Origin of the sequence: Actinoplanes sp. HUAS TT8 (assembly GCF_051380535.1) — a bacterium.
Taxonomy (GTDB): domain Bacteria; phylum Actinomycetota; class Actinomycetes; order Mycobacteriales; family Micromonosporaceae; genus Actinoplanes.
The window spans coordinates 7102853-7121770 of sequence record NZ_CP195646.1; the positions used below are offsets into that span (position 1 = coordinate 7102853).

The window sequence follows — 18918 nt, forward strand, 5'->3', positions numbered from 1 at the left end:
CGGGATGGCCCGCCGCCCCGACCAGCCGGACCCGAACACGACCGCCTTCCACCACGCCTGGAACGTCATCGGCAGCAACCACATCTTCACGCCGATGACCGACAGCGGCTGCACCTACGCGGGCGCGACCGCCCGGTTCACCGAGGGCGGCCTGCCCGGCATCGCCCAGGTCGACGCCGATGGCGTGATCCGGGTCAACCGGCACCGCCGCCTGGAGCGGGAGGAGTGGGAGTGGGTGATCGCGCACGGCCTGCTGCACCTGGGTTTCGGTCACACCGCGCCGGGCGCGCTGCCCGACGACGCCGCCCGGGCCGCGGCCTGCGTGGTCGTGAGCCGCTTCCAGCGCGAGGTCAAGCTGGGCCGGGAACCGCAGCCGCTGCCCGATCCGCTGCCGTCGGGCGACGAGACCGCGCTGGCCGAACGGTGGCGGCGCAGCGGTGTGCCGGCCGAGATGGCCGGGTGCGGCACGGCGGCGCCGGACGTGATCGCGGTGCGCGACGACTGCGCGCCCGGCCGGGGCCGCGGTGTCGACTGGTCGCAGCGGTTCGCGGCCGGGCTGACCGAGGCCGCGACCGCCGGCATCGAGGTGGCCGGGGGCGCGCGGCGCTGGGCCGACGGCTCGGGGCCGCACCGCACGGCGTACGAGCTCGCCTTCAGTTGGTTCCTGCAGCACTACCCGCTGCTGGGCGGGATCGCGGCCGGGTTCACCCTGGTCGACGACGTGGAGCTGGCCCGCTCGGAGGGGATCGCGATCGCCGCGGTGTCGGCCGGGGCCGGCGAGATCTACGTCAACCCGGTGCGGAACCTGAGCGAGCGGGAGTGGCGGTTCGTGCTGGCCCACGAGATGCTGCACGCCGCGCTGCGACACGGCGACCGGGTCGGGCACCGGGATCCGTACCTCTGGAATGTCGCCTGTGATTTCGTGATCAACGGATGGCTGGTGGAGATGGGCGTCGGCGTGATGCCCGACGGGCTGCTGCACGACCCGGAGCTGACCGGGGCGAACGCGTCGGCCGAGGCGGTCTACGACCGGATCGCCGGCGACCTGCGGCGGATGCGGAAACTGGCGACGCTGCGGGGCAAAGGTGTGGGCGACCTGCTGGGCGAGCCGCTGCCCTGGTCCGGGCGCCGCGGCGGCGGCCTGGACCTGGACGAGTTCTGCCGGCGGGCGCTGCTGACCGGGCACGCGTACCACGTGAGCAGCGGCCGCGGGCTGCTGCCGGCCGGGCTGGAGGAGGAGATCCGGGTCCTCGAACAGCCGCCGCTGCCGTGGGACGTGCGGCTGGCCCGCTGGTTCGACGAGCACGTGCCGGTGGTCGAGCCGCGGCGGTCGTACGCCCGGCCGTCGCGCCGCCAGGCGTCCACCCCGGACATTCCGCGCCCCGGCCGCCACCGTCCGGAGGAGATCGTGCCGCGGGCCACCTTCGGCGTGGTCGTGGACACCTCCGGCTCGATGAGTCCGCAGCTCATGGGCAAGGCGCTCGGGGCGATCGCGTCCTACGCGACGGCCCGGGACGTGCCCGCGGCGCGGGTGGTGTTCTGCGACGCGACCGCCTACGACGCCGGGTACCTGCCGGTCGAGGAGATCGCCGGGCGGGTCCGGGTGCACGGTCGCGGCGGCACGGTGCTGCAGCCGGCCATCGGGCTGCTCGAACGGGCCGGCGACTTCCCGGCCGACGGGCCGATCCTGGTGATCACCGACGGGCACTGCGACGTGCTGCGGATCCGGCGGGCGCACGCCTACCTGATGCCGCGGGGCGCCCGGCTGCCGTTCACGCCGCGTGGTCCCGTGTTCAGCCTGCGCTGATCGTCAGCCGGTAGTCCGGGTGCGGTTCCGTGTCGGGTTCGGCGTTCGGGCCGCCCGCCGCGGTCGCGCGCAGCAGCAACGACGTACCGTCGGCGCAATTGACCCGCAAGCCCAGCGGAACCTTGCCGCGCTCAGCGACCGGGCCCAGGTCGGCGAGCGCGACCAGCTCCCAGGAGCGGAAGGCGGACGGGCGGGCGGCGTCGAGGAGCTGGGCGGCGAAGACCACGGCCCGGGAGGCCCGGCGGGACGGCGGCGGCAGATTCTCCGGTACGGGCATGGCCGTCTCCCCCGGCCAGACCGCGCCCCACAGGTACGCGAACGAGCCGGTGTCGTAGCGCAGCCGCAGCCCGGCCGGCGAGGGCCCGCCGGGCGCGGCGTCGGCGCCGAACCGCTCCACCGCGGCGATCTCCGGGTGACCGCTCGCGACGTGGAGTTCCTGCAGCAGATCGAGGACCTGGACGAGGTGCACGGCAGTAGCCAACGCCGGTCCGGGCCGGGGCCGGCGTCCAACCTGTGCGACATGGTCGGGGCGTACCCCTACGGGTGGCCACCCGGGTTCATGCTGTCGCTTGTGCGCTTCATCCTCAACGTTCTCTGGTTCATCTTCGGCAGCGGCTTCCTCATGTTCCTCGGCTACGGCCTGGCCGCCCTGATCTGCTTCGCGCTGATCGTCACCATCCCGTTCGGGGTCGCGGCGGCCCGCATCGCGGTCTACTCACTGGCCCCGTTCGGCCGGACGGTCGTGGACCGCCCGGGCGCCGGGGTCGGCTCCGGCCTGGCCAACATCCTCTGGGTGGTCCTCTTCGGCTGGTGGATCGCGCTGCACCACATCGTGATCGGCGTCGCCCAGTGCGTGACGATCATCGGCATCCCGTTCGGTATCGCGAACTTCAAGCTCGTCCCGGTAGCGTTCTGGCCGCTGGGCCGCGAGATCGTCGACGTCCCCTGACCCGGAAGGTTCAGCAATGGAGATCAACGGCATCTTCACCGGAATCGTCTTCGGCCTGATCATCGGCATGCTGGGACGCGCGGTCGTCCCCGGCAAGCAGAACATCGCGCTCTGGGCGACGCTGCTGGTCGGCGTCGTGGCCGGGCTGGCCGGCACGTTCCTGGCGGTGGCCTTCGGCGTCGACGACACCGACGGGATCGACTGGATCGAGCTGGCCCTGCAGGTCGGTCTCGCGGCGATCGGGGTGGCCCTGGTCTCCGGCGCCGGTCGCCGCCGCCGGCTGTAGGGCCAGTCGAACGCGGTGGCGGCACGGGCACGGTAGGTTTTCGGTCATGGCCCGCGTACGCGCCGCACTCTATCTGGACTTCGACAACGTGTTCAGCGGACTGATCAAGCAGGACCCGGACGTGGCGATCCAGTTCGCCAAGGACCCGGCCGCGTGGTTGGTCCGGCTGACCACGTCACTGACCGTCGACGGCCCGCGCCGCTGGCTGATCCTGCGCTGCTACATGAACCCGGGCGGCTGGGTGCCCAACCCGGACAGCGAGGCGGCCCAGCCGCGGCTCTACTACTCGCAGTTCCGGCCGTTCTTCGTCAACGCCGGCTTCGAGGTGATCGACTGCCCGCGCCTGACCACACCAAGAACGCGGCCGACATCCGGATGGTGGTCGACGCCGTCGACGCCGTCGCCGACCCGGTCACGTTCGAGGAGTTCGTCATCGCCTCCGGCGATTCCGACATGACCCCCTTGCTCGTACGGCTTCGTCGCGCCGACCGGCGCACCACGATCGTCTCGCCGTCCGACGCGGCCGAGGCGTTCATCGCCGTCGCCGACCGGCTCATCACCAGCCAGGAGCTGCTCGAACTGGTCCAGGGCGAGCCGGTCGAGCTGGACGAGGCGCCGGTCGCCCCCGGCCCGGTCTCCTACGACCAGTTCCGTGATCTGGTCACCTGGCGTTACGACTCCGCGACCGGCCCGCTCAACCTGGCCTCGCTCGCCCACGACCTGCGCCGCCAGCTCGGGCCCAGCGTCGACGACACGAACTGGTTCGGCAACGGCGGGTTCGTGCGCGCCCTGGAAAGCCTCAGCCTGCCCAGCGCCAAGTTCTCCAACCACTTCCTGTGGGACTCGGCCCGGCACGAACCACCGGAGTCCGGGGTCGCCACCGGGCCCGCGCCGGAACCCGTCGGGCGCCTGTCGGCGCTGCTCAGCCTGCCCCGGCTGGCCAAGGAGATGTGGCCGCCGATCTACCAGGCGCTGGCCGACTACGCCGGGGAGCACCACTTCAACCTGACCGAGGCGACACGGTGGGCCCGGGACCAGCTCGCCTCCCAGGGGGTGGACGTGAGCCGCAGCGCGATCGCGTTCGTGACCCGGGGGACGGCGTTCGGCGGGGCGCCGCTCTACCGCCAGCCGCCGCCGGCGGCGGCCGAGATCGCGACGGCCTTCGCCGACAACGTGCTGAACCGGGCCGAGGCGGCGGCGATCGCGCTCAGCGACGACGAGATCGTCGAGGTCAGGGCCTGGTTGGGCGCCTAGAACAGGGCCTTGGCGGCGGCGGTCCAGGTGACGACCAGATCGATCCCTTCGGGATCTCTCAACCATTGGATCTGCAGGCCGTCCATCAGCGCCATCACCTGCCGGGCCACAATCTCCGCTTCCCGTACGCCATGGGCCTGCGCCAGCAGCGTCATGGCTTTGATCGTGCTGTCCTGGCGGGCCTGGAAGTAGTCGTGGGCCGGGTGGTCGGGCGCCAGCGACTCGGCTTCCAGGACCGCGAACAGCCGCACGATCTCGGGCTGGGCGGCGTTGCGCCGGACCAGGGCGAGGCAGATGTCGGGCAGCGGGACCACCCCGGGCAGCTCGTCGATGGGCCGGCCGAGGTCGGCCGCGAGCGCCCGGTGATCCTCCGCGTCGCGCAGTTCCAGGACGGCGACCAGCAGGTTGTCCTTGGAGCCGACGTGGTGCAGGAGGCCGGGGACGGTCAGGCCGCAGCCGTCGGCGACGTCCTGCATCGACAGCCCCCAGAAGCCGCGTTCGGCGATCAGCCGGGTGGTGACGTCGAGGATCTGCCGGCGGCGCTCGGCGGCGGGCAGCCGGGTCCGGTCGCGGCGGCGGGGCGGTACGGCGTTCACAGAGTCTTCCCATCGGCGGCCTCTTGCCCGTGAGCCGGGGCGAAGTTATGTTACCAAGTAGTTAATACCTACTAGGTACTCAGTAAGGGCGGCCGATCATGACTTCCGAGCTCAGCACCGCCGAGCAGGCGGCGCTCACCAGCGGCAGCGACTTCTGGCACACCACCGCCGTCGAGTCGGCGGGCCTGCCCGCCCTCACCGTCACCGACGGTCCGCACGGGGTGCGCATGCAGGCCTCCGAGGGCGACCTGCTGGCCGGGGTCCCGGCGACCTGCTTCCCGCCGGCCGTGGCCGGCGCCTCCACCTGGGATCCGGAGCTGCTGCGCCGGATGGGTGAGGCGCTCGGCGACGAGTGCCGGGCCATGGACGTGGCCGTGCTGCTCGGGCCCGGCGTCAACCTCAAGCGCAGCCCGCTCGGCGGCCGCAACTTCGAATACTTCTCCGAGGACCCGATCCTGACCGGCGTCCTCGCCACCGAGTGGGTGCGCGGCCTGCAGAGCAAGGGGGTCGGCGCGTCGCTCAAGCACTACGCGGTGAACAGCCAGGAAACCGACCGGATGCGGGTCAGCGCCGACGTCGACGAGCGCACGCTGCGGGAGATGTACCTGCGCGCGTTCCACCGGGTGGTGACCCGGGCCCAGCCGTGGACCGTGATGTGCGCCTACAACAAGGTCAACGGGGTGTATGCGAGCGAGCACCACTGGCTGCTGACCGAGGTGCTGCGCGACGAGTGGGGCTTCGAAGGCCTGGTCGTCTCCGACTGGGGTGCGGTCGTCGACCGGGTCGCGGCGGTCCGCGCCGGGCTCGACCTGACGATGCCCGGGCCGGACGCGGCCGGCGACCGGGCCCTGGTCGACGCGGTCGAGAACGGGACATTGGAGGCGGCCGCTCTGCGGAGGTCGGCTGATCTCGTACGGGAAATGATCGTGAAGGCCGGGAAGCGCGAAGCCGGCGCGTACGACGCCGCTGCCCACCATGATCTGGCCCGGGAGATCGCCGGCCGGGCGATCGTGCTGTTGAAGAACGACGGCGGGATCCTGCCGCTGGGCGGGCAGAGCCTGGCCGTGATCGGCGAGTTCGCCCGGACGCCGCGCTACCAGGGTGGGGGCAGCTCGCAGATCACGCCGACCCGCCTGGACGACGCGCTGACCCAGATCCAGGCCTCGACCAGCGCGGCCGTCACGTTCGCGAGCGGCTACGACGACATTCCCGCGGCCGTCGAGGTGGCCCGGGGCAGCGACGTCGCGCTCGTCTTCGTGGGCAGCGTGCACGAGACCGAGGGCGCCGACCGGGAATCGCTGGACCTCCCGGCCGAACACCTGGCGCTGATCGAGCAGGTCTCCGCGGTCAACCCGAACACCGTCGTCGTGCTCTCCAACGGCGCGGTCCTGGTGACCAGCCCGTGGGAGGCGCGCGTGCCCGCGATCGTCGAGGGCTGGCTGCTCGGGCAGGCCGGCGGCAGCGCGATCGCCGACGTGCTCTTCGGGCGGGTCAACCCGTCCGGGCGGCTGGCCGAGACGATCCCCGTCAAGCTGGCCGACCACCCGTCCTACCTGGACTTCCCCGGCGAGCACGGGCACGTCCGGTACGGCGAGGGGCTGCACGTCGGATACCGCGGATTCGACGCGCGGGAGCAGGCGGTGTCGTACCCGTTCGGGTTCGGGCTCTCCTACACGACGTTCTCGTACGGGACCGCGTCCGGCGACGGGCTGGAGATCCGGGTGCCGGTGACCAACACCGGATCGGTCGACGGGCGCGAGGTGGTGCAGGTCTACGTGAGCCTGCCCGGCTCGTCGGTGCGGCGGGCCCCGCGCGAACTCAAGGCGTTCGCGAACGTGGCGATCCCGGCCGGCGCCACCACCGAGGTGGTGCTGACCGTCGACCGGGCCGACCTGGCCTACTGGGACGTCCGGCTCGGCCGGTGGATCGTCGAGGACGGCGACTACGTGTTCGAGATCGGCGCATCCTCCCGGGACATCCGGGCCACCGTGACCCGGCACGTCGACGGGGACGCGGTGCGGGTGCCGCTCACCGCCGACTCCAGCGTCGGCGAATGGTTCGCCGACCCGCGCGGCGCCGAACTGCTCGGCTCACTCTTCGCCGAGGCGGCGGCCGGGGCCGGGGACTCGACCATGGCGGCCATGGCCTCCGACCCGGGGATGCTGCTGATGCTGAACAGCCTGCCGCTGAGCCGGATGGCCATGTTCCCGGGCAGCCCGTTCAGCGCCGAAGCCCTGACCGGCCTGATCAAGGCGGCCAACGAGTAGACCCGGACATCAAGAAAGCCCCAGCCGATCACGGCCGGGGCTTTCTTGGTTGCTCAGAGGTCGAACTCGCCGCCCGCGAGCACCCGCCGGGATCGAGCCCTGAGACCCAGCCCGCGGGTCCCGGCTGGTCGTGAGGGCTGCCTCAACGACCCGGAGGCAGCCCTCACGACCAGCCGGACGCGGGGGTCGCGGGGCGGCCCGGTGCCGGGACCGGGCCGCGCCCCCGGTCCCACGGGACCGTGCTCACTTCCGTACGCGCGAAATCAGGCGGCGAAGGCGAGCCGGACGGCGGACCGGGCCCACCGCATGCGGCCGATCGCACAGTCCGGATGTTCCCCGAACTCCTGCGCGACCAGTTCGGCGCAGCCGTGCTCACCGAGCCGGCTCACCGTCGTCGTGATCGCGTCGCGGATGACCTGCACTGTCGGATCCTGCGAGCGCTGCAGGTCCGAGACGAAGAGCGCTTCGGTCCGAACGTGATCGAGCATCGCTGTCATCGGTTCCTCCCGGTCCGGTTCGTAGCGGTTGCGGGATTCAGCACACTCCGGCCGGGTGGCAGACCGGGCTCTCCTGGGTTGCAGCCCGGTTGCACGGCACAATCCCGGCTTCCGCACGACATAGCGCCAGATGAACGGATATTGTCTTCACAGAGAGTGACGCCGATCGAGGGGAGCTGCCGTGACCACGGTCCTGGTGGCCGACGACGACGCCGACATCCGCGACCTGGTTGCCTTCAAGCTGGAGCAGGCCGGTCTCGAGGTGATCACGGTCGGGGACGGCCAGGCCGCGGTGGAGCAGGCCCGCGCGCATCGCCCCACCCTCGCGGTGCTGGACGTCTCGATGCCGTTGCTGTCCGGGATCGAGGTGTGCCGCATGCTGCGCGCCGACCCCGCGACCGCCGGGATGCTGATCATCATGCTCACCGCCCGGGTCCAGGAGCAGGACGTCGAGGGCGGGTTCAGCGCGGGTGCGGACGACTACGTGACCAAACCGTTCAGCCCGCGCGAGCTCGTGTCCCGGATTCAGGCACTGCTCACGCGGGCTCGAACGTAGTGGCCGGGCCTAGCTGAAGTCGTAGCTCCCACCGGTGCCGGGCACCTTCGCCGGGATCCCGCGCCGGGCCCGCTCGGCCCGCAGGATCGTGTCGACGATGTCCCAGAGCCCGCCGGCCACAAGGATCACGATGATCGTCGTGCTGGTCCAGCCCTGCACCTCGCCACCCCGGATGCGGTCGAGATCGTGGAACGCCGGGTTGAAGAACCGGTCGGTGGCCAGCAGCCACACCAGCGGAACCGTGGTGACCACGGTCAGCGCCGCGTTGACCAGCGCCACCGCCCGGGTCCAGGTGCCGATCCGGTGCACCCACACGTGGTAGAAGGCGCGCAGGACGAACAGCGCGATCATCACCGGCCACCAGAACGCCCAGTTCGCCGGGTCGAGCGCGGGCACGTCGGAGAACATGAACTGCTGCGTCACCAGACCGGCGATCAGAATCGTCACCCACACGATCCCGGTGACCATCGGGCCGAACGTGGCGCGCTGACCCTCGTACTTCGGAAGGTCGTCGAGCGACCAGTTGACCTTGAAGGACGTCTTGGCGCCGGTGCGCTCCAGCAGCCAGACGACCGCGGTCACCCAGAAGCAGATCTGCGCCCCGATCGTGATCACCCCGGAGACCGCGCTGCCGATGATCTTCCCGATGTTCGGATCGTGGTAGATCTGCACCGTCACCCCGACCGCGACCACGATCGGCAGGATGGTCAGCAGCATCGTCCGGACCAGCCGCCGCCAGAGCGGATAGAACTCCGGCCCGATCAGATAGGCCGGGCGCCCCGCATACTGATCGGCCAGCCGATCCGGATCACCCAGCTCGGTCAGTGTCGTCGCGACCGCGGCCTCCCGGCTCTCCCCGGCCTCGACCCGGGCGTCGACCGCGTCCTCGATGGAGGCGCGCAGCTCACGGTCGATGTCGGCGCGCTGCTGCTCCGGGATGCGGCGCAGCGCGGTGAACACGTAACGATCGACGATGTTGGCCATTACTCGCTCCCCAGGTCTTCGGTCTTCTTGTCTTCGGTCTTCGACAGGTCGCCGATCGCGGCGTCGAGCCGGGCCCACTCGCCGCGCAGCGTCCCGGCCAGGGCGTCACCCTGCTCGGTGGTCCGGTAGAACTTCCGCGGCCGGGCCTCGTCGGTGTTCCACTCGCTGGTCAGCAGCCCCTGCGCCTCCAGCCGGCGCAGCAGCGGATAGAGCGTGTTCGCCTCGACCTCGAAACCGGCCTGCGCCAGCGTCTCCAGCAGCGAATATCCATACCCCGGCGTCCGCAGGACGGTGAGGCTCGCGACGACCACGGTGCCTCGCCGCAACTCCTGCAGATGCCCCGCTAGCGTCGCATCCATTGTCATGCCAGAAACGATACTGTGCCTCACACACTATGGCAACCCAATACAGCAAAGTGCCGAGACACGACCCAATCCGAAGATCAAATTCTTCATGTCCTAGGTGTGATGTCCGGGGACGTTGGTCGAGGAAATGTAACCACTCGATCTGAGGATCGGGGCTGGATCTTGTGAACAGATGAAGGCCTCCGGCTGTGCAGTGGAGCTGTCTAGACAACCACTGAGCAGGCTGGAGGCCTTCATGTCCCACGCTAACGCCGCGTTGACCCCGCGGGCGCGATTGCGGCTGGCGCGTCTGATCGTGGATGACGGCTGGTCACCCGCACGAGCGGCCGAACGCTACGACGTGTCCTGGAGAACGGCCGCGAAATGGGCCGCTCGTTACCGCGCCGAGGGCGAAGCCGGCATGACCGACCGCTCGTCACGCCCGCACCGGCAACCGAACCTGACCCCGGCGCCGACCGTCCGCAAGATCGTGCACCTGCGCCGCAAACAACGCCTCGGCCCGGTCCCGATCGCCGATCAACTCGGCCTGGCCGCCTCCACCGTCCACGCCGTCCTGCGCCGGCGCCGCCTCAACCGGCTCTCCCACCTCGACCGCGGCACTGGCGAACCGATCCGCCGCTACGAACACGATCAGCCCGGTGACCTGCTGCACGTCGATGTCAAGAAACTCGGCAACGTACCCGACGGCGGCGGGCACCGCTTCCTCGGCCGTGTCCAGGGCAGGAAAAACAAGGCCGCCACGCCCGGCAAACCCCGCAACCGGCACCACAACCCGCTCATCGGCACCGCATACGTGCACACCGTCATCGACGACCACTCCCGCGTCGCCTACGCCGAAATCCACGACGACGAAACCGCGATCACCGCCACCGGCGTCCTGCAACGCGCCGTGGCCTGGTACGCCGAACGCGGCGTCACCACCCGCCGGGTGCTGTCCGACAACGGCTCCGCATACAAATCCCGGCTCTGGCACACCACCTGCCACGACCTGGGCATCACCGTGAAAAAGACCCGCCCTTACCGGCCACAGACCAACGGCAAGATCGAACGCTTCCACCGCACCCTGGCCGACGGCTGGGCCTTCGCCAAGCTCTACACCTCAGAGAAGGCCCGCCGCGCCGCGCTACCAGCCTTCCTTCACGACTACAACCACCACCGACCCCACACCGCCATCGGCAAACGCGCACCCATCACCCGGTTGAACAACCTGGCTGGACATCACACCTAGGTCCGCCGTGGTCCGGACCGCCGCTCCCGCGGGGACCCTTCCGGTCCTCGCAGGCCGCTGGCGCGGCCAGAACGCGAGGCCCGCAAGGGCGACCTGGTCGGGTGGGCACGGTCAGAGCAACAAACCCGTCGACCCGCGGCAGAGGGTTTTGGGTTATAGTCCCGGGCATGAACGCGCGCTTGAGCATGTGGTGGCCCGCCTGACGGCGGCCACACTTCGCGCGTAACCACCCGCGGCCGCCTCGTCGAGGCGGCCGTTTCGCATGGCCCGGACTCGGCGCGGCGGTCGCCCGGCCCGGAACGAGGAACCATGCCCTTCGCACTTCTGCACCGCGACGGCGCCGAGCACGTCGAGGTGCTCACCGGCGACATCATCACCGTGGACACGCTGGCCGGCATCCCGCTCGAACCCGGGCGGGAGGTGCTCGCCGTCGTCCCGTACCGCCAGATCGCCGAACGCGGCTTCGACTGCGTCGACGACGGGGCGCCGCTGGAATGCCTGCTCGTGGCGTCCCGCGAGACCCGGCCGCTGAGCGACTTCCCCGCCGGTGAGCTGCGGGTCTCCGGCGGGCGCTTCGACCTGGACGACGACGAGTACGGCGCGATCGTCGAGGACGTGCTGCGCGACGAGATCGGGCACGGCGAGGGCGCCAACTTCGTGATCCACCGCGTGTTCGAGGCGAGCGTCGACGGCGATCCGGTGGACGCCGCCCGCGCCGCGTTCGGGCGGCTGCTGGCGAGCGAGCAGGGCACGTACTGGACGTTCCTCGTGCACACCGGCACCCGGACGCTGGTCGGGGCGACACCGGAACGGCACGTCAGCGTCAACGACGGCATCGTGATGATGAACCCGATCAGCGGCACGTTCCGGCACGGCTCGGGCGAGCTGATCGACTTCCTGCGCGACCCGAAGGAGGTCGAGGAGCTGTACATGGTCCTCGACGAGGAACTCAAGATGATGGCGACCGTGGCCGAGCACGGCGGGCAGGTCGCCGGGCCGTACCTCAAGCAGATGTCGCATCTGACCCACACCGAGTATCTGCTGGCCGGGCGCGGCTCGCTGGACGTGCGGGAGGTGCTGCGGGAGACCATGTTCGCGCCGACCGTGACCGGCAGCCCGATCGAGAACGCGTGCCGGGTCATCGCCCGGCACGAACGGCGCGGCCGCGGGTACTACGCCGGGGTGCTGGCGCTGCTGTCCGTTTCCGACGACGGCGTGCAGTCGCTCGACGCGCCGATCCTGATCCGCACGGCCGAGATCACCCCCGGCGGCACGCTGCGGGTTCCGGTCGGGGCGACCCTCGTGCGGCACTCGACGGCGGCAGGCGAGGTGGCCGAGACCCACACCAAGGCGGCCGGTGTGCTGTCCGCTTTAGGGGCGGCGACCATTCCGGTCCGGACATCGCCCCCGCCCGCCGCCGGGGAGTCCGAGCTGCGCGTGCTGGCCGATCGGAACGTGGACCTGGCCCGGTTCTGGCTCGACTCGCGGGAGGAGGGGGCGCTCGCCGTGCCGGCGCTGACCGGGCGGTCGGCGGTGATCGTGGACGGGGAGGACACGTTCACCGCGATGCTGGCCCATCAGCTGAAGGCGCTCGGCCTGGTGGTCTCCGTGGTGCCGTGGTCGGCGCCGCTTCCCGCGGCCGACCTGCTGGTGGTCGGGCCCGGGCCCGGCGATCCGTCGTCGCCCGACGACCCGAAGATGGCGGTCATGCGCGAGGTCGTGGCGTCGCGGCTGGCCTCGGGGCGGCCGCTGTTCGCGGTCTGCCTGGGGCAGGAGTTGGTGGCGTTGCACCTGGGGCTGTCGCTGTTCCGGCGGGAGGAGACCTATCAGGGGCTGGCCCGGGACGTGGATCTGTTCGGGCGGGTGCGGCGGGTCGGGTTCTACTCCAGCTTCGCGGCGGTTTCCGCGGTGGATGCGATTTCCTCGCCGTACGGGCCGGTGGAGATCGCCCGGGATCCGGTCGACGGGGCCGTGCACGCGCTGCGGGGCGGGTCGTTCGCCGGGGTGCAGTTCCATCCGGAGTCGGTGCTGAGCCGGGACGGGATCGACGTCCTTCGTGAACTTCTGCCGCCTTTGACGGCGGAAGTGGTTAGTCCGCTCACGAACGGGTAGCGATTATGGCGTCGGTGGTCCAAGGGGATCGAGAGCCTCACCTTGGGCCACCGACCCTGTCGTGTCCTCCGGTCGCCCCCGTGCCGCGCCGACCCCGCAGGTGGCCGGCTCGGTACCGGTCCGGCGTCGTCCACAGGGGCTGGAAACGGCCGGCCGGAGCGCGAATGCTGGGCTCATGACCGGAACCGTGTGCGCCCCGCGCAACGCCCAGACCCTCGGCGCGATCCTGCGCCGGCAGGACGGCGTGATCACCTGGCGGCAGGCTCGGCAGCAGCTCAGCGAGAAGGCGATCCGCCATCGCGTGCGGACCGGGCGGTGGCGACGGGTGCACCGCGGGCTCTACCTGACCGGCGACGACCTCGGCCACCGGCAGCACCTGTGGATCGCCAGCCTCGGCGCCGGCAACGGACGGCCCGCGCTGCTCGCCGGCCTGACCGCGCTGAGACACCTGGGCCTGGGTGGGCCCGGCGACCCCGCGGTGCACGTGCTCGTGCCCGCCAACCTGCCCGACCGCGACCCGCCACCGGCCGTGCGGGTGCACCGCACCCGCCGGTTGAGCAGCGTGGACGTCTGCCCGACGAGCACTCCACCGTGCACCACGGCGGCCCGCGCCCTGGTCGACGCCGTCGAATGGGCCGAGGACCGGCTCGACGCGATGCTCGTGCTCGGCGAGGTCGGCCGGCGGCGCCTGGTCAGCCCGGCCCAGGTCCGCCCGGTTCTGGCCCGGCTGCCCCGGCTGGCCCGCCGCGACCTGATCGAACGCACGGTCTTCGACGGCGAGTGGGACCGCCCGATCCGCGCCGGGTAGGGAGACCGGAGGCGACACGGCCGGGAACGGGAGATCATCCGGTGGGGTGAAAAGGCCACGCGGGCCGGGGCTTGCGGGGTTTACTGAGCGTTGGTCGACGGGTATCCGCACGGCGTCGCTGACCTCCGGAGGACTACCTTGGCCGAGCCACACGTCACCCTTGATCCGCAATCGCTCAACCCGGTGGAGGAAAAGCTGCGCGGGCCGTTGGAGGACCAGCTCAGTTCGGCCCTCCAGGCGGCAACCGTGAAGGTTCGCCAGCACTATGCCGGGGAGAGCGTCGAACAGGTCACCTCGATGCTCCTGGACCAGGCGCGGGCCGGCCTGCACCCGGACATCGCCGCGGGCTTCCACCCCGACCACGAGCAGCTGCGCCACGTCGCCGAGGCGATCGTCACCCAGGCGCACTGAGAACGACGCGAAAGGGCGCCCCGAACACCTCGGGGCGCCCGCGGGTGTGTGCGCGACCTGCTCAGCTCCCGCGGGCGGCTCGGCCCGCGCGAGGCCTGCCCCTTGGCGGTGCCGACGGAGCAGCGCACCTGGTCGACCGCGGCCAGGTGGACCGTGGTCCTGACGCAGAGGTCCGGCCTGCGCCGGTTGCTTCACCCTACGGAGTTTTTTTCGCCGAGCGCAGGGTCAGGATCAGGTCGACGACCAGGGCGCTCCAGCCGGTCTGGTGCCAGGCGCCGAGGCCGGCCCCGTTGTCGCCGTGGAAGTACTCCGGGAAGACGATCAGGTCTTTCCAGTCGGGGTGGGTCTGGAACAGGGTGGTGGCGCCGTAGATCGGGCGATGGCCGTCCGTGTCGGGCACGAACAGGGCGATGAGCCGCCGGGACAGGTCGTCGGCGACCTCGGTGAGCGACATCTTGACCTGGGAGCCGGTCGGGTACTCGACCCGCAGGTCCTCGCCGTAGAAGTCGGCGAACTCGCGCAGCGCCTCGACGAGCAGGTAGTTGACCGGCATCCAGACCGGGCCACGCCAGTTCGAGTTGCCGCCGAACAGGCCGCTGGTGCTCTCGGCGGGCTCGTAGCCGACGGTGAAGTCGGAGCCGCCCAGCGACACCGTGAACGGTTTCTCCAGGTGGGCCCGGGAGAGCGTGCGAAGTCCGTACGGCGAGAGGAATTCCTCGGGATCGAGCAGCCGCGCCAGGATCCGCAGCAGCTGCTCCTGGCCGACCATGCTGAGCAGGCGCTGCCGCCGCCGGTCGGCCCCGCCCAGGCGCCGGGCGCTGATCACGTCGCCGTAGTCGGTCTGGCTGTGCAGCATCCACCGCACGCGCGCGTTCACCTCGGGCAGCCGGTTCAGGGTGTCCGAGGTGAGCCGGGTGGTCGCGGCGAGCGGGAGCAGGCCGACGATCGAGCGGGCCTTGAGCGGCACCTTGTGGCCGTCGGGCAGGCGCAGCACGTCGTAGAAGAAGCTGTCCTCCTCGTCCCAGAGCCCCTGCCGGTACGCCGCCTCGGCGATGTACGTGAAGTGCTCCAGGAACTTGGTGGCCATGTCCTCGTAGGCCCGGTCGTGCAGCGCCAGGATGATCGAGATGTCGAGCAGGTTGAGCGCGTACATGGCCATCCAGCCCGTGCCGTCGGACTGTTCGAGCACGCCGGCGACCGGCAGCGCGGCCGAGCGGTCGAACGGGCCGACGTTGTCCAGGCCGAGGAAGCCGCCCTCGAACACGTTGTTGCCGCCGACGTCCTTGCGGTTGACCCACCAGGTGAAGTTGAGCAGCAGCTTGTGCATCACCTTGGACAGGAAGTCGTAGTCACGGCCGCCGTCGATCTCGAAGACGCGCAGCGCGGCCCACGCGTGGACCGGCGGATTCACGTCGGCGAACGACCACTCGTACGCGGGAATCTGGCCGTTGGGGTGCATGTACCACTCGCGGAGCAGCAGTAGGAGCTGGGACTTGGCGAAGCCCGGGTCGACGCGGCTGATGCTGACGCAGTGGAAGGCCAGGTCCCACGCGGCGTACCAGGGGTATTCCCACGGGTCCGGCATGCTGATGACGTCGAAGCTGTTCATGTGCCACCAGCCGTTGTTGCGGCCGTAGCGCCGGCCCGGTGGCGGCGGCGAGTTGGCCGGGTCGCCGACCAGCCACTGCTTGACGTCGAAGTGGTAGAACTGCTTGCCCCACATCAGACCGGCGATGCCCTGCCGGGCGACCGCGGCCTCCTCGGTGGACGCGCCGGCCGGGATGATCTCGCCGAAGAACGCGTCGGCCTCGGCCCGCCGGTCGCGCATCACCGCGGCCCACTCCCGGCCCAGGTCGAGCGGCGGCGAGGGCGCGTCGGTCTGCGCGAGGCGCAGCCGGATGGTCCGGCTCTCCCCCGGCTTGCAGGTGATCTCGTAGTGCAACGCACCCTTGGTGCCCACGCCGTTCGGATTCACCGTCGGCATGTCGGAGATCAGAAAATCATTGATCCCGTCCTTCGGGTACGGACTTCTCCCCGGCAGACCCCACAGCCGCTGCGCGTTGGTCTCGTTGTCGCAGACCAGGGCGGGCGGCTTCCCGTCGGCGTCCAGGGTGATGTGGCCGATCGACCGGTGCCGCCCGGCGATGCGCCCCGGCGTGCCGGTGAGCGACGGCTGCGGACGGTTCGGCAGCCCCCACGACCACGTGTTGCGGAACCAGAGCGTCGGCAGCACGTGCAGGGTGGCCTTCTCCGGGCCGCGGTTGGAGACGGTGATCGCGATACACATGTCCCGCGGGCCGGCCTTGGCGTAGTCGACGGTCACGGCCCAGAACCGGTCCTGGTCGAAGATGCCGGTGTCGACCAGCTCGTACTCGCTCTCGGTCCGCGAGCGCTGCCCGTTGACCCGGACCAGCTGGTCGTACGGGAACTCGGCCTGCGGATAGTGGTAGCGCCACTTCATCCACGAGTGGGTCGGCGTCGAGTCCTGGTACCACCAGTAGTCCTTGGCGTCCTCGCCGTGGTTGCCGCCGTCGCCGCCGAGGCCGAACATCCGCTCCTTGAGGATCGGGTCCTGGCCGTTCCAGAGGGCGAGCGCGAAGCAGAACGTCTGCCGGTCGTCGCAGACCCCGGCCATGCCGTCGTCGTTCCACCGGTACGCGCGGGAGCGCGCGTGATCGTGCGGGAAGTAGTCCCACGCCGTCCCGTGCTCGCTGTAGTCCTCGCGGACCGTGCCCCACGCCCGCTCGGAGAGGTAGGGACCCCAGGCGCGCCACGGCTGCTCGCCGGAGTCGGCCTGGGCCAGCCGATCCCGCTCCGACACGTCCGTTCTCACCATCCCCACGAAATTACGGTCAGGAGTCGATCACACTGAGACTGTCACGGTCTGGTGTCAAGTGTGTCGGCCTCGCCGATTCTTCCCCATGGTCGGAGGTTCCCTTCCTTGTCCACCGTGCGGCCGATCGCCTTCGGACCACAGGTATGTACGGATCTGACCAGCGGCTCGACTCGGGAATGGCTCCTACCCGACGGGCTCGGCGGCTATGCCATGGGGACCGTCACAGGCCTGCGCACGCGCAGGTACCACGGGCTTCTGATAGTGGCCGGGGCAACACCGGCGTCCCGCATGCTGGGCCTGGCGTCGCTCGACGCGGTGGTGACGCTGCCGTCCGGCGCCCGGGTGCGGCTGGGCTGTCACGAGTGGTCGAGCGGCGTGGTCGAGCCGCGCGGACACGAGCTGCTGTCGTCGTTCGCCCTCATCGACGGGGTGCCGCGGTGGCGGTGGCGGATCGGCGACGTGGTGATCGAGCGGGAGATCGCGACCGTGCACGGGCGGGCGGCCGTCTCGGTCGTCCATCGGCAGGTGGCCGGCGGGCCGGCCCAGATCACCCTGGAAGCACTCTGCGCCTGGCGGGACGCGCACGCCGAGCAGGGTTCGTCGATCGCGGTCGCCGCGGCCGCCGACGGCTGCGTCGTCGAGGGCGCCTACCGGATCGCCGGGCCGGGCTTCGCCTCGGCCGGCGAGTGGTTCCGCGGCGTCCGTTACCGCGAGGAGGCGGCGCGCGGCCTTCAAGATCAAGAGAATTTATGGTACGCGGGCAGCTTCCACTCCTCGCTGGAAAGCCCCGTGGAGGTCCTCGCCTGGGCCGGCGACCTGTCCACTCCCCCGCCCGCCGGGGTGGCCGTGGACGCGGCCCGCCGCCGCAACCGTGAACTGGTCGCCACCGCCGATCCGGCCGACGCGGCGCTCGTCCTGGCCGCCGACGCGTTCGTGATCAAGGGCCCGGACGTCGTCGCCGGGTACCCCTGGTTCGGTGCCTGGTCGCGCGACACGATGATCAGCTACGAGGGGCTGTTCCTGTCCACGGGACGGTTCAGCCTCGGGCGGGAGCTGCTGCTCTCGTACGCCGAAACCCTCTCCGAGGGGATGCTGGCCAACACCGCGGACACCGGCAGCGTGGAGTACAACACCGCCGACGGGACACTGTGGTTCCTGCACGCGGTCGACCGGCACGCGACCGTCACCGGCGACGACGACCTCCCGTCACAGCTGCGGCCGGCCCTGCGGGCGGTGATCGAGCACCACCTGGCCGGCACCCGCTACGGCATCCGGGCCGACCCGGCCGACGGGCTGCTCGTCCAGGGGGCCCCGGGCGAAGCCCTGACCTGGATGGACGCCCGCGTCGACGGGGTGCCGGTCACCCCGCGGGCCGGTAAGGCGGTCGAGATCAACGCGCTGTGGATCAACGGGCTGGCCACGCTCGGCGACACGTTCGCGCCCGTACTGGCGAAGGCCCGGACCGGTTTCGCCCGAGCCTTCCCCACCCTGTCCGGGCAGCTGCAGGACGTGCTCGGCGATCACACGCTGCGCCCGAACCAGCTCCTGGCCTGGTCGCTGCCGCACGCGCCGCTGCGACCGGACCCGGACGTGCTCGCGCGGATCGGGGCGGCGCTGCTCACCCCGATGGGGTTGCGCAGCCAGGCGCCGGGCAGCCCGGGATATCACGGGCGGCACGCGGGCGGGCCGGGGGAACGGGACACGGCGTACCACACCGGGACGGTCTGGCCGTGGCTCACCGGCCCGTACGTCGAAGCCTGGCATCGCCTCGGCGTGGAGGTTCCCGACGTCCTCCTCGACATCGAGCGGCACCTGGAGGAGTACGGACTCGGGTCGATCTCGGAGACCGCCGACGGCGACGCGCCGCACGCCGGGACCGGCTGCCCGTTCCAGGCCTGGTCGGTCGCCGAACACCTGCGGGCGCGATCCTTCCGGTAGCTCCGGCAACCTCCCGGAGGCCGG

18 protein-coding genes are annotated in these 18918 nt (G+C 71.0%); 12 read left to right on the forward strand and 6 right to left on the reverse strand.

Features of this window, described 5'->3' with window-relative positions; translation table 11 throughout:
- The first annotated feature begins 4 nt into the window (after positions 1-4).
- Complete coding sequence (locus ACSHV8_RS31345; protein WP_436521572.1) at positions 5-1807, forward strand: vWA domain-containing protein; 1803 nt, start codon at positions 5-7, stop codon at positions 1805-1807.
- On the opposite strand, the gene ACSHV8_RS31350 is transcribed toward ACSHV8_RS31345, so the two are convergent.
- Positions 1794-2276, reverse strand: coding sequence for a hypothetical protein (locus tag ACSHV8_RS31350; RefSeq protein WP_436521574.1), 483 nt, complete (start codon positions 2274-2276; stop codon positions 1794-1796). The two genes, ACSHV8_RS31345 and ACSHV8_RS31350, sit on opposite strands and share 14 nt — an antisense overlap.
- Positions 2277-2366: 90 nt before the next feature.
- Between ACSHV8_RS31350 and ACSHV8_RS31355 the strand changes: the two genes are divergently transcribed.
- From ACSHV8_RS31355 to ACSHV8_RS31370, 4 genes are read left to right on the forward strand one after another with little or no spacing between them, the layout of a single operon-like run.
- Positions 2367-2756, forward strand: a complete 390-nt coding sequence (locus ACSHV8_RS31355) for a YccF domain-containing protein (protein WP_436536966.1) — start codon at positions 2367-2369, stop codon at positions 2754-2756.
- A 16-nt stretch (positions 2757-2772) separates the two neighbouring features.
- On the forward strand, positions 2773-3042 hold the full coding sequence (locus ACSHV8_RS31360) for a GlsB/YeaQ/YmgE family stress response membrane protein (protein WP_436521576.1): 270 nt from the start codon (positions 2773-2775) through the stop codon (positions 3040-3042).
- A 46-nt stretch (positions 3043-3088) separates the two neighbouring features.
- Entirely contained in the window at positions 3089-3499 is a 411-nt protein-coding gene (locus ACSHV8_RS31365; protein WP_436521578.1) for a hypothetical protein, read from the forward strand.
- Positions 3418-4296, forward strand: coding sequence for an NYN domain-containing protein (locus ACSHV8_RS31370; protein ID WP_436521580.1), 879 nt, complete (start codon positions 3418-3420; stop codon positions 4294-4296). The genes ACSHV8_RS31365 and ACSHV8_RS31370 overlap by 82 nt, the downstream gene beginning before the upstream one ends.
- Here ACSHV8_RS31370 and ACSHV8_RS31375 read toward each other — a convergent pair.
- Positions 4293-4892: a TetR/AcrR family transcriptional regulator gene (locus ACSHV8_RS31375; RefSeq protein WP_436521582.1), complete on the reverse strand. Its 600-nt coding sequence runs from the start codon at positions 4890-4892 to the stop codon at positions 4293-4295. The two genes, ACSHV8_RS31370 and ACSHV8_RS31375, sit on opposite strands and share 4 nt — an antisense overlap.
- Positions 4893-4990: 98 nt before the next feature.
- Here ACSHV8_RS31375 and ACSHV8_RS31380 point away from each other — a divergent pair, with 98 nt between their 5' ends.
- Positions 4991-7159, forward strand: coding sequence for a glycoside hydrolase family 3 C-terminal domain-containing protein (locus ACSHV8_RS31380; RefSeq protein ID WP_436521584.1), 2169 nt, complete (start codon positions 4991-4993; stop codon positions 7157-7159).
- Between the two features lie 263 nt (positions 7160-7422).
- On the opposite strand, the gene ACSHV8_RS31385 is transcribed toward ACSHV8_RS31380, so the two are convergent.
- Positions 7423-7647, reverse strand: coding sequence for a hypothetical protein (locus ACSHV8_RS31385; protein WP_436521586.1), 225 nt, complete (start codon positions 7645-7647; stop codon positions 7423-7425).
- 190 nt (positions 7648-7837) lie between these two features.
- Here ACSHV8_RS31385 and ACSHV8_RS31390 point away from each other — a divergent pair, with 190 nt between their 5' ends.
- Complete coding sequence (locus tag ACSHV8_RS31390; RefSeq protein ID WP_436521588.1) at positions 7838-8212, forward strand: response regulator transcription factor; 375 nt, start codon at positions 7838-7840, stop codon at positions 8210-8212.
- A 9-nt stretch (positions 8213-8221) separates the two neighbouring features.
- Here the strand turns inward: ACSHV8_RS31390 and ACSHV8_RS31395 are convergent, their stop codons facing one another.
- Positions 8222-9196: a permease prefix domain 1-containing protein gene (locus tag ACSHV8_RS31395; RefSeq protein WP_436521590.1), complete on the reverse strand. Its 975-nt coding sequence runs from the start codon at positions 9194-9196 to the stop codon at positions 8222-8224.
- Positions 9196-9561: a PadR family transcriptional regulator gene (locus tag ACSHV8_RS31400; protein ID WP_436521592.1), complete on the reverse strand. Its 366-nt coding sequence runs from the start codon at positions 9559-9561 to the stop codon at positions 9196-9198. The genes ACSHV8_RS31395 and ACSHV8_RS31400 overlap by 1 nt, the downstream gene beginning before the upstream one ends.
- 235 nt (positions 9562-9796) lie before the next feature.
- Here ACSHV8_RS31400 and ACSHV8_RS31405 point away from each other — a divergent pair, with 235 nt between their 5' ends.
- From ACSHV8_RS31405 to ACSHV8_RS31420, 4 genes are all read left to right on the forward strand, one after another.
- Positions 9797-10789: an IS481 family transposase gene (locus tag ACSHV8_RS31405; RefSeq protein WP_436536968.1), complete on the forward strand. Its 993-nt coding sequence runs from the start codon at positions 9797-9799 to the stop codon at positions 10787-10789.
- A gap of 309 nt (positions 10790-11098) precedes the next feature.
- Positions 11099-12901: an anthranilate synthase family protein gene (locus ACSHV8_RS31410; RefSeq protein ID WP_436521594.1), complete on the forward strand. Its 1803-nt coding sequence runs from the start codon at positions 11099-11101 to the stop codon at positions 12899-12901.
- A gap of 175 nt (positions 12902-13076) precedes the next feature.
- Complete coding sequence (locus ACSHV8_RS31415; RefSeq protein WP_436521596.1) at positions 13077-13709, forward strand: type IV toxin-antitoxin system AbiEi family antitoxin domain-containing protein; 633 nt, start codon at positions 13077-13079, stop codon at positions 13707-13709.
- 138 nt (positions 13710-13847) lie between these two features.
- Entirely contained in the window at positions 13848-14120 is a 273-nt protein-coding gene (locus ACSHV8_RS31420; protein ID WP_436521598.1) for a hypothetical protein, read from the forward strand.
- Positions 14121-14316: 196 nt separating this feature from the next.
- Here ACSHV8_RS31420 and ACSHV8_RS31425 read toward each other — a convergent pair whose 3' ends face one another.
- Entirely contained in the window at positions 14317-16956 is a 2640-nt protein-coding gene (locus ACSHV8_RS31425; protein ID WP_436521600.1) for an MGH1-like glycoside hydrolase domain-containing protein, read from the reverse strand.
- A 114-nt stretch (positions 16957-17070) separates the two neighbouring features.
- On the opposite strand from ACSHV8_RS31425, the gene ACSHV8_RS31430 reads away from it, so the two are divergent.
- Positions 17071-18894, forward strand: coding sequence for an amylo-alpha-1,6-glucosidase (locus ACSHV8_RS31430; protein ID WP_436536970.1), 1824 nt, complete (start codon positions 17071-17073; stop codon positions 18892-18894).
- Positions 18895-18918: the final 24 nt, after the last annotated feature.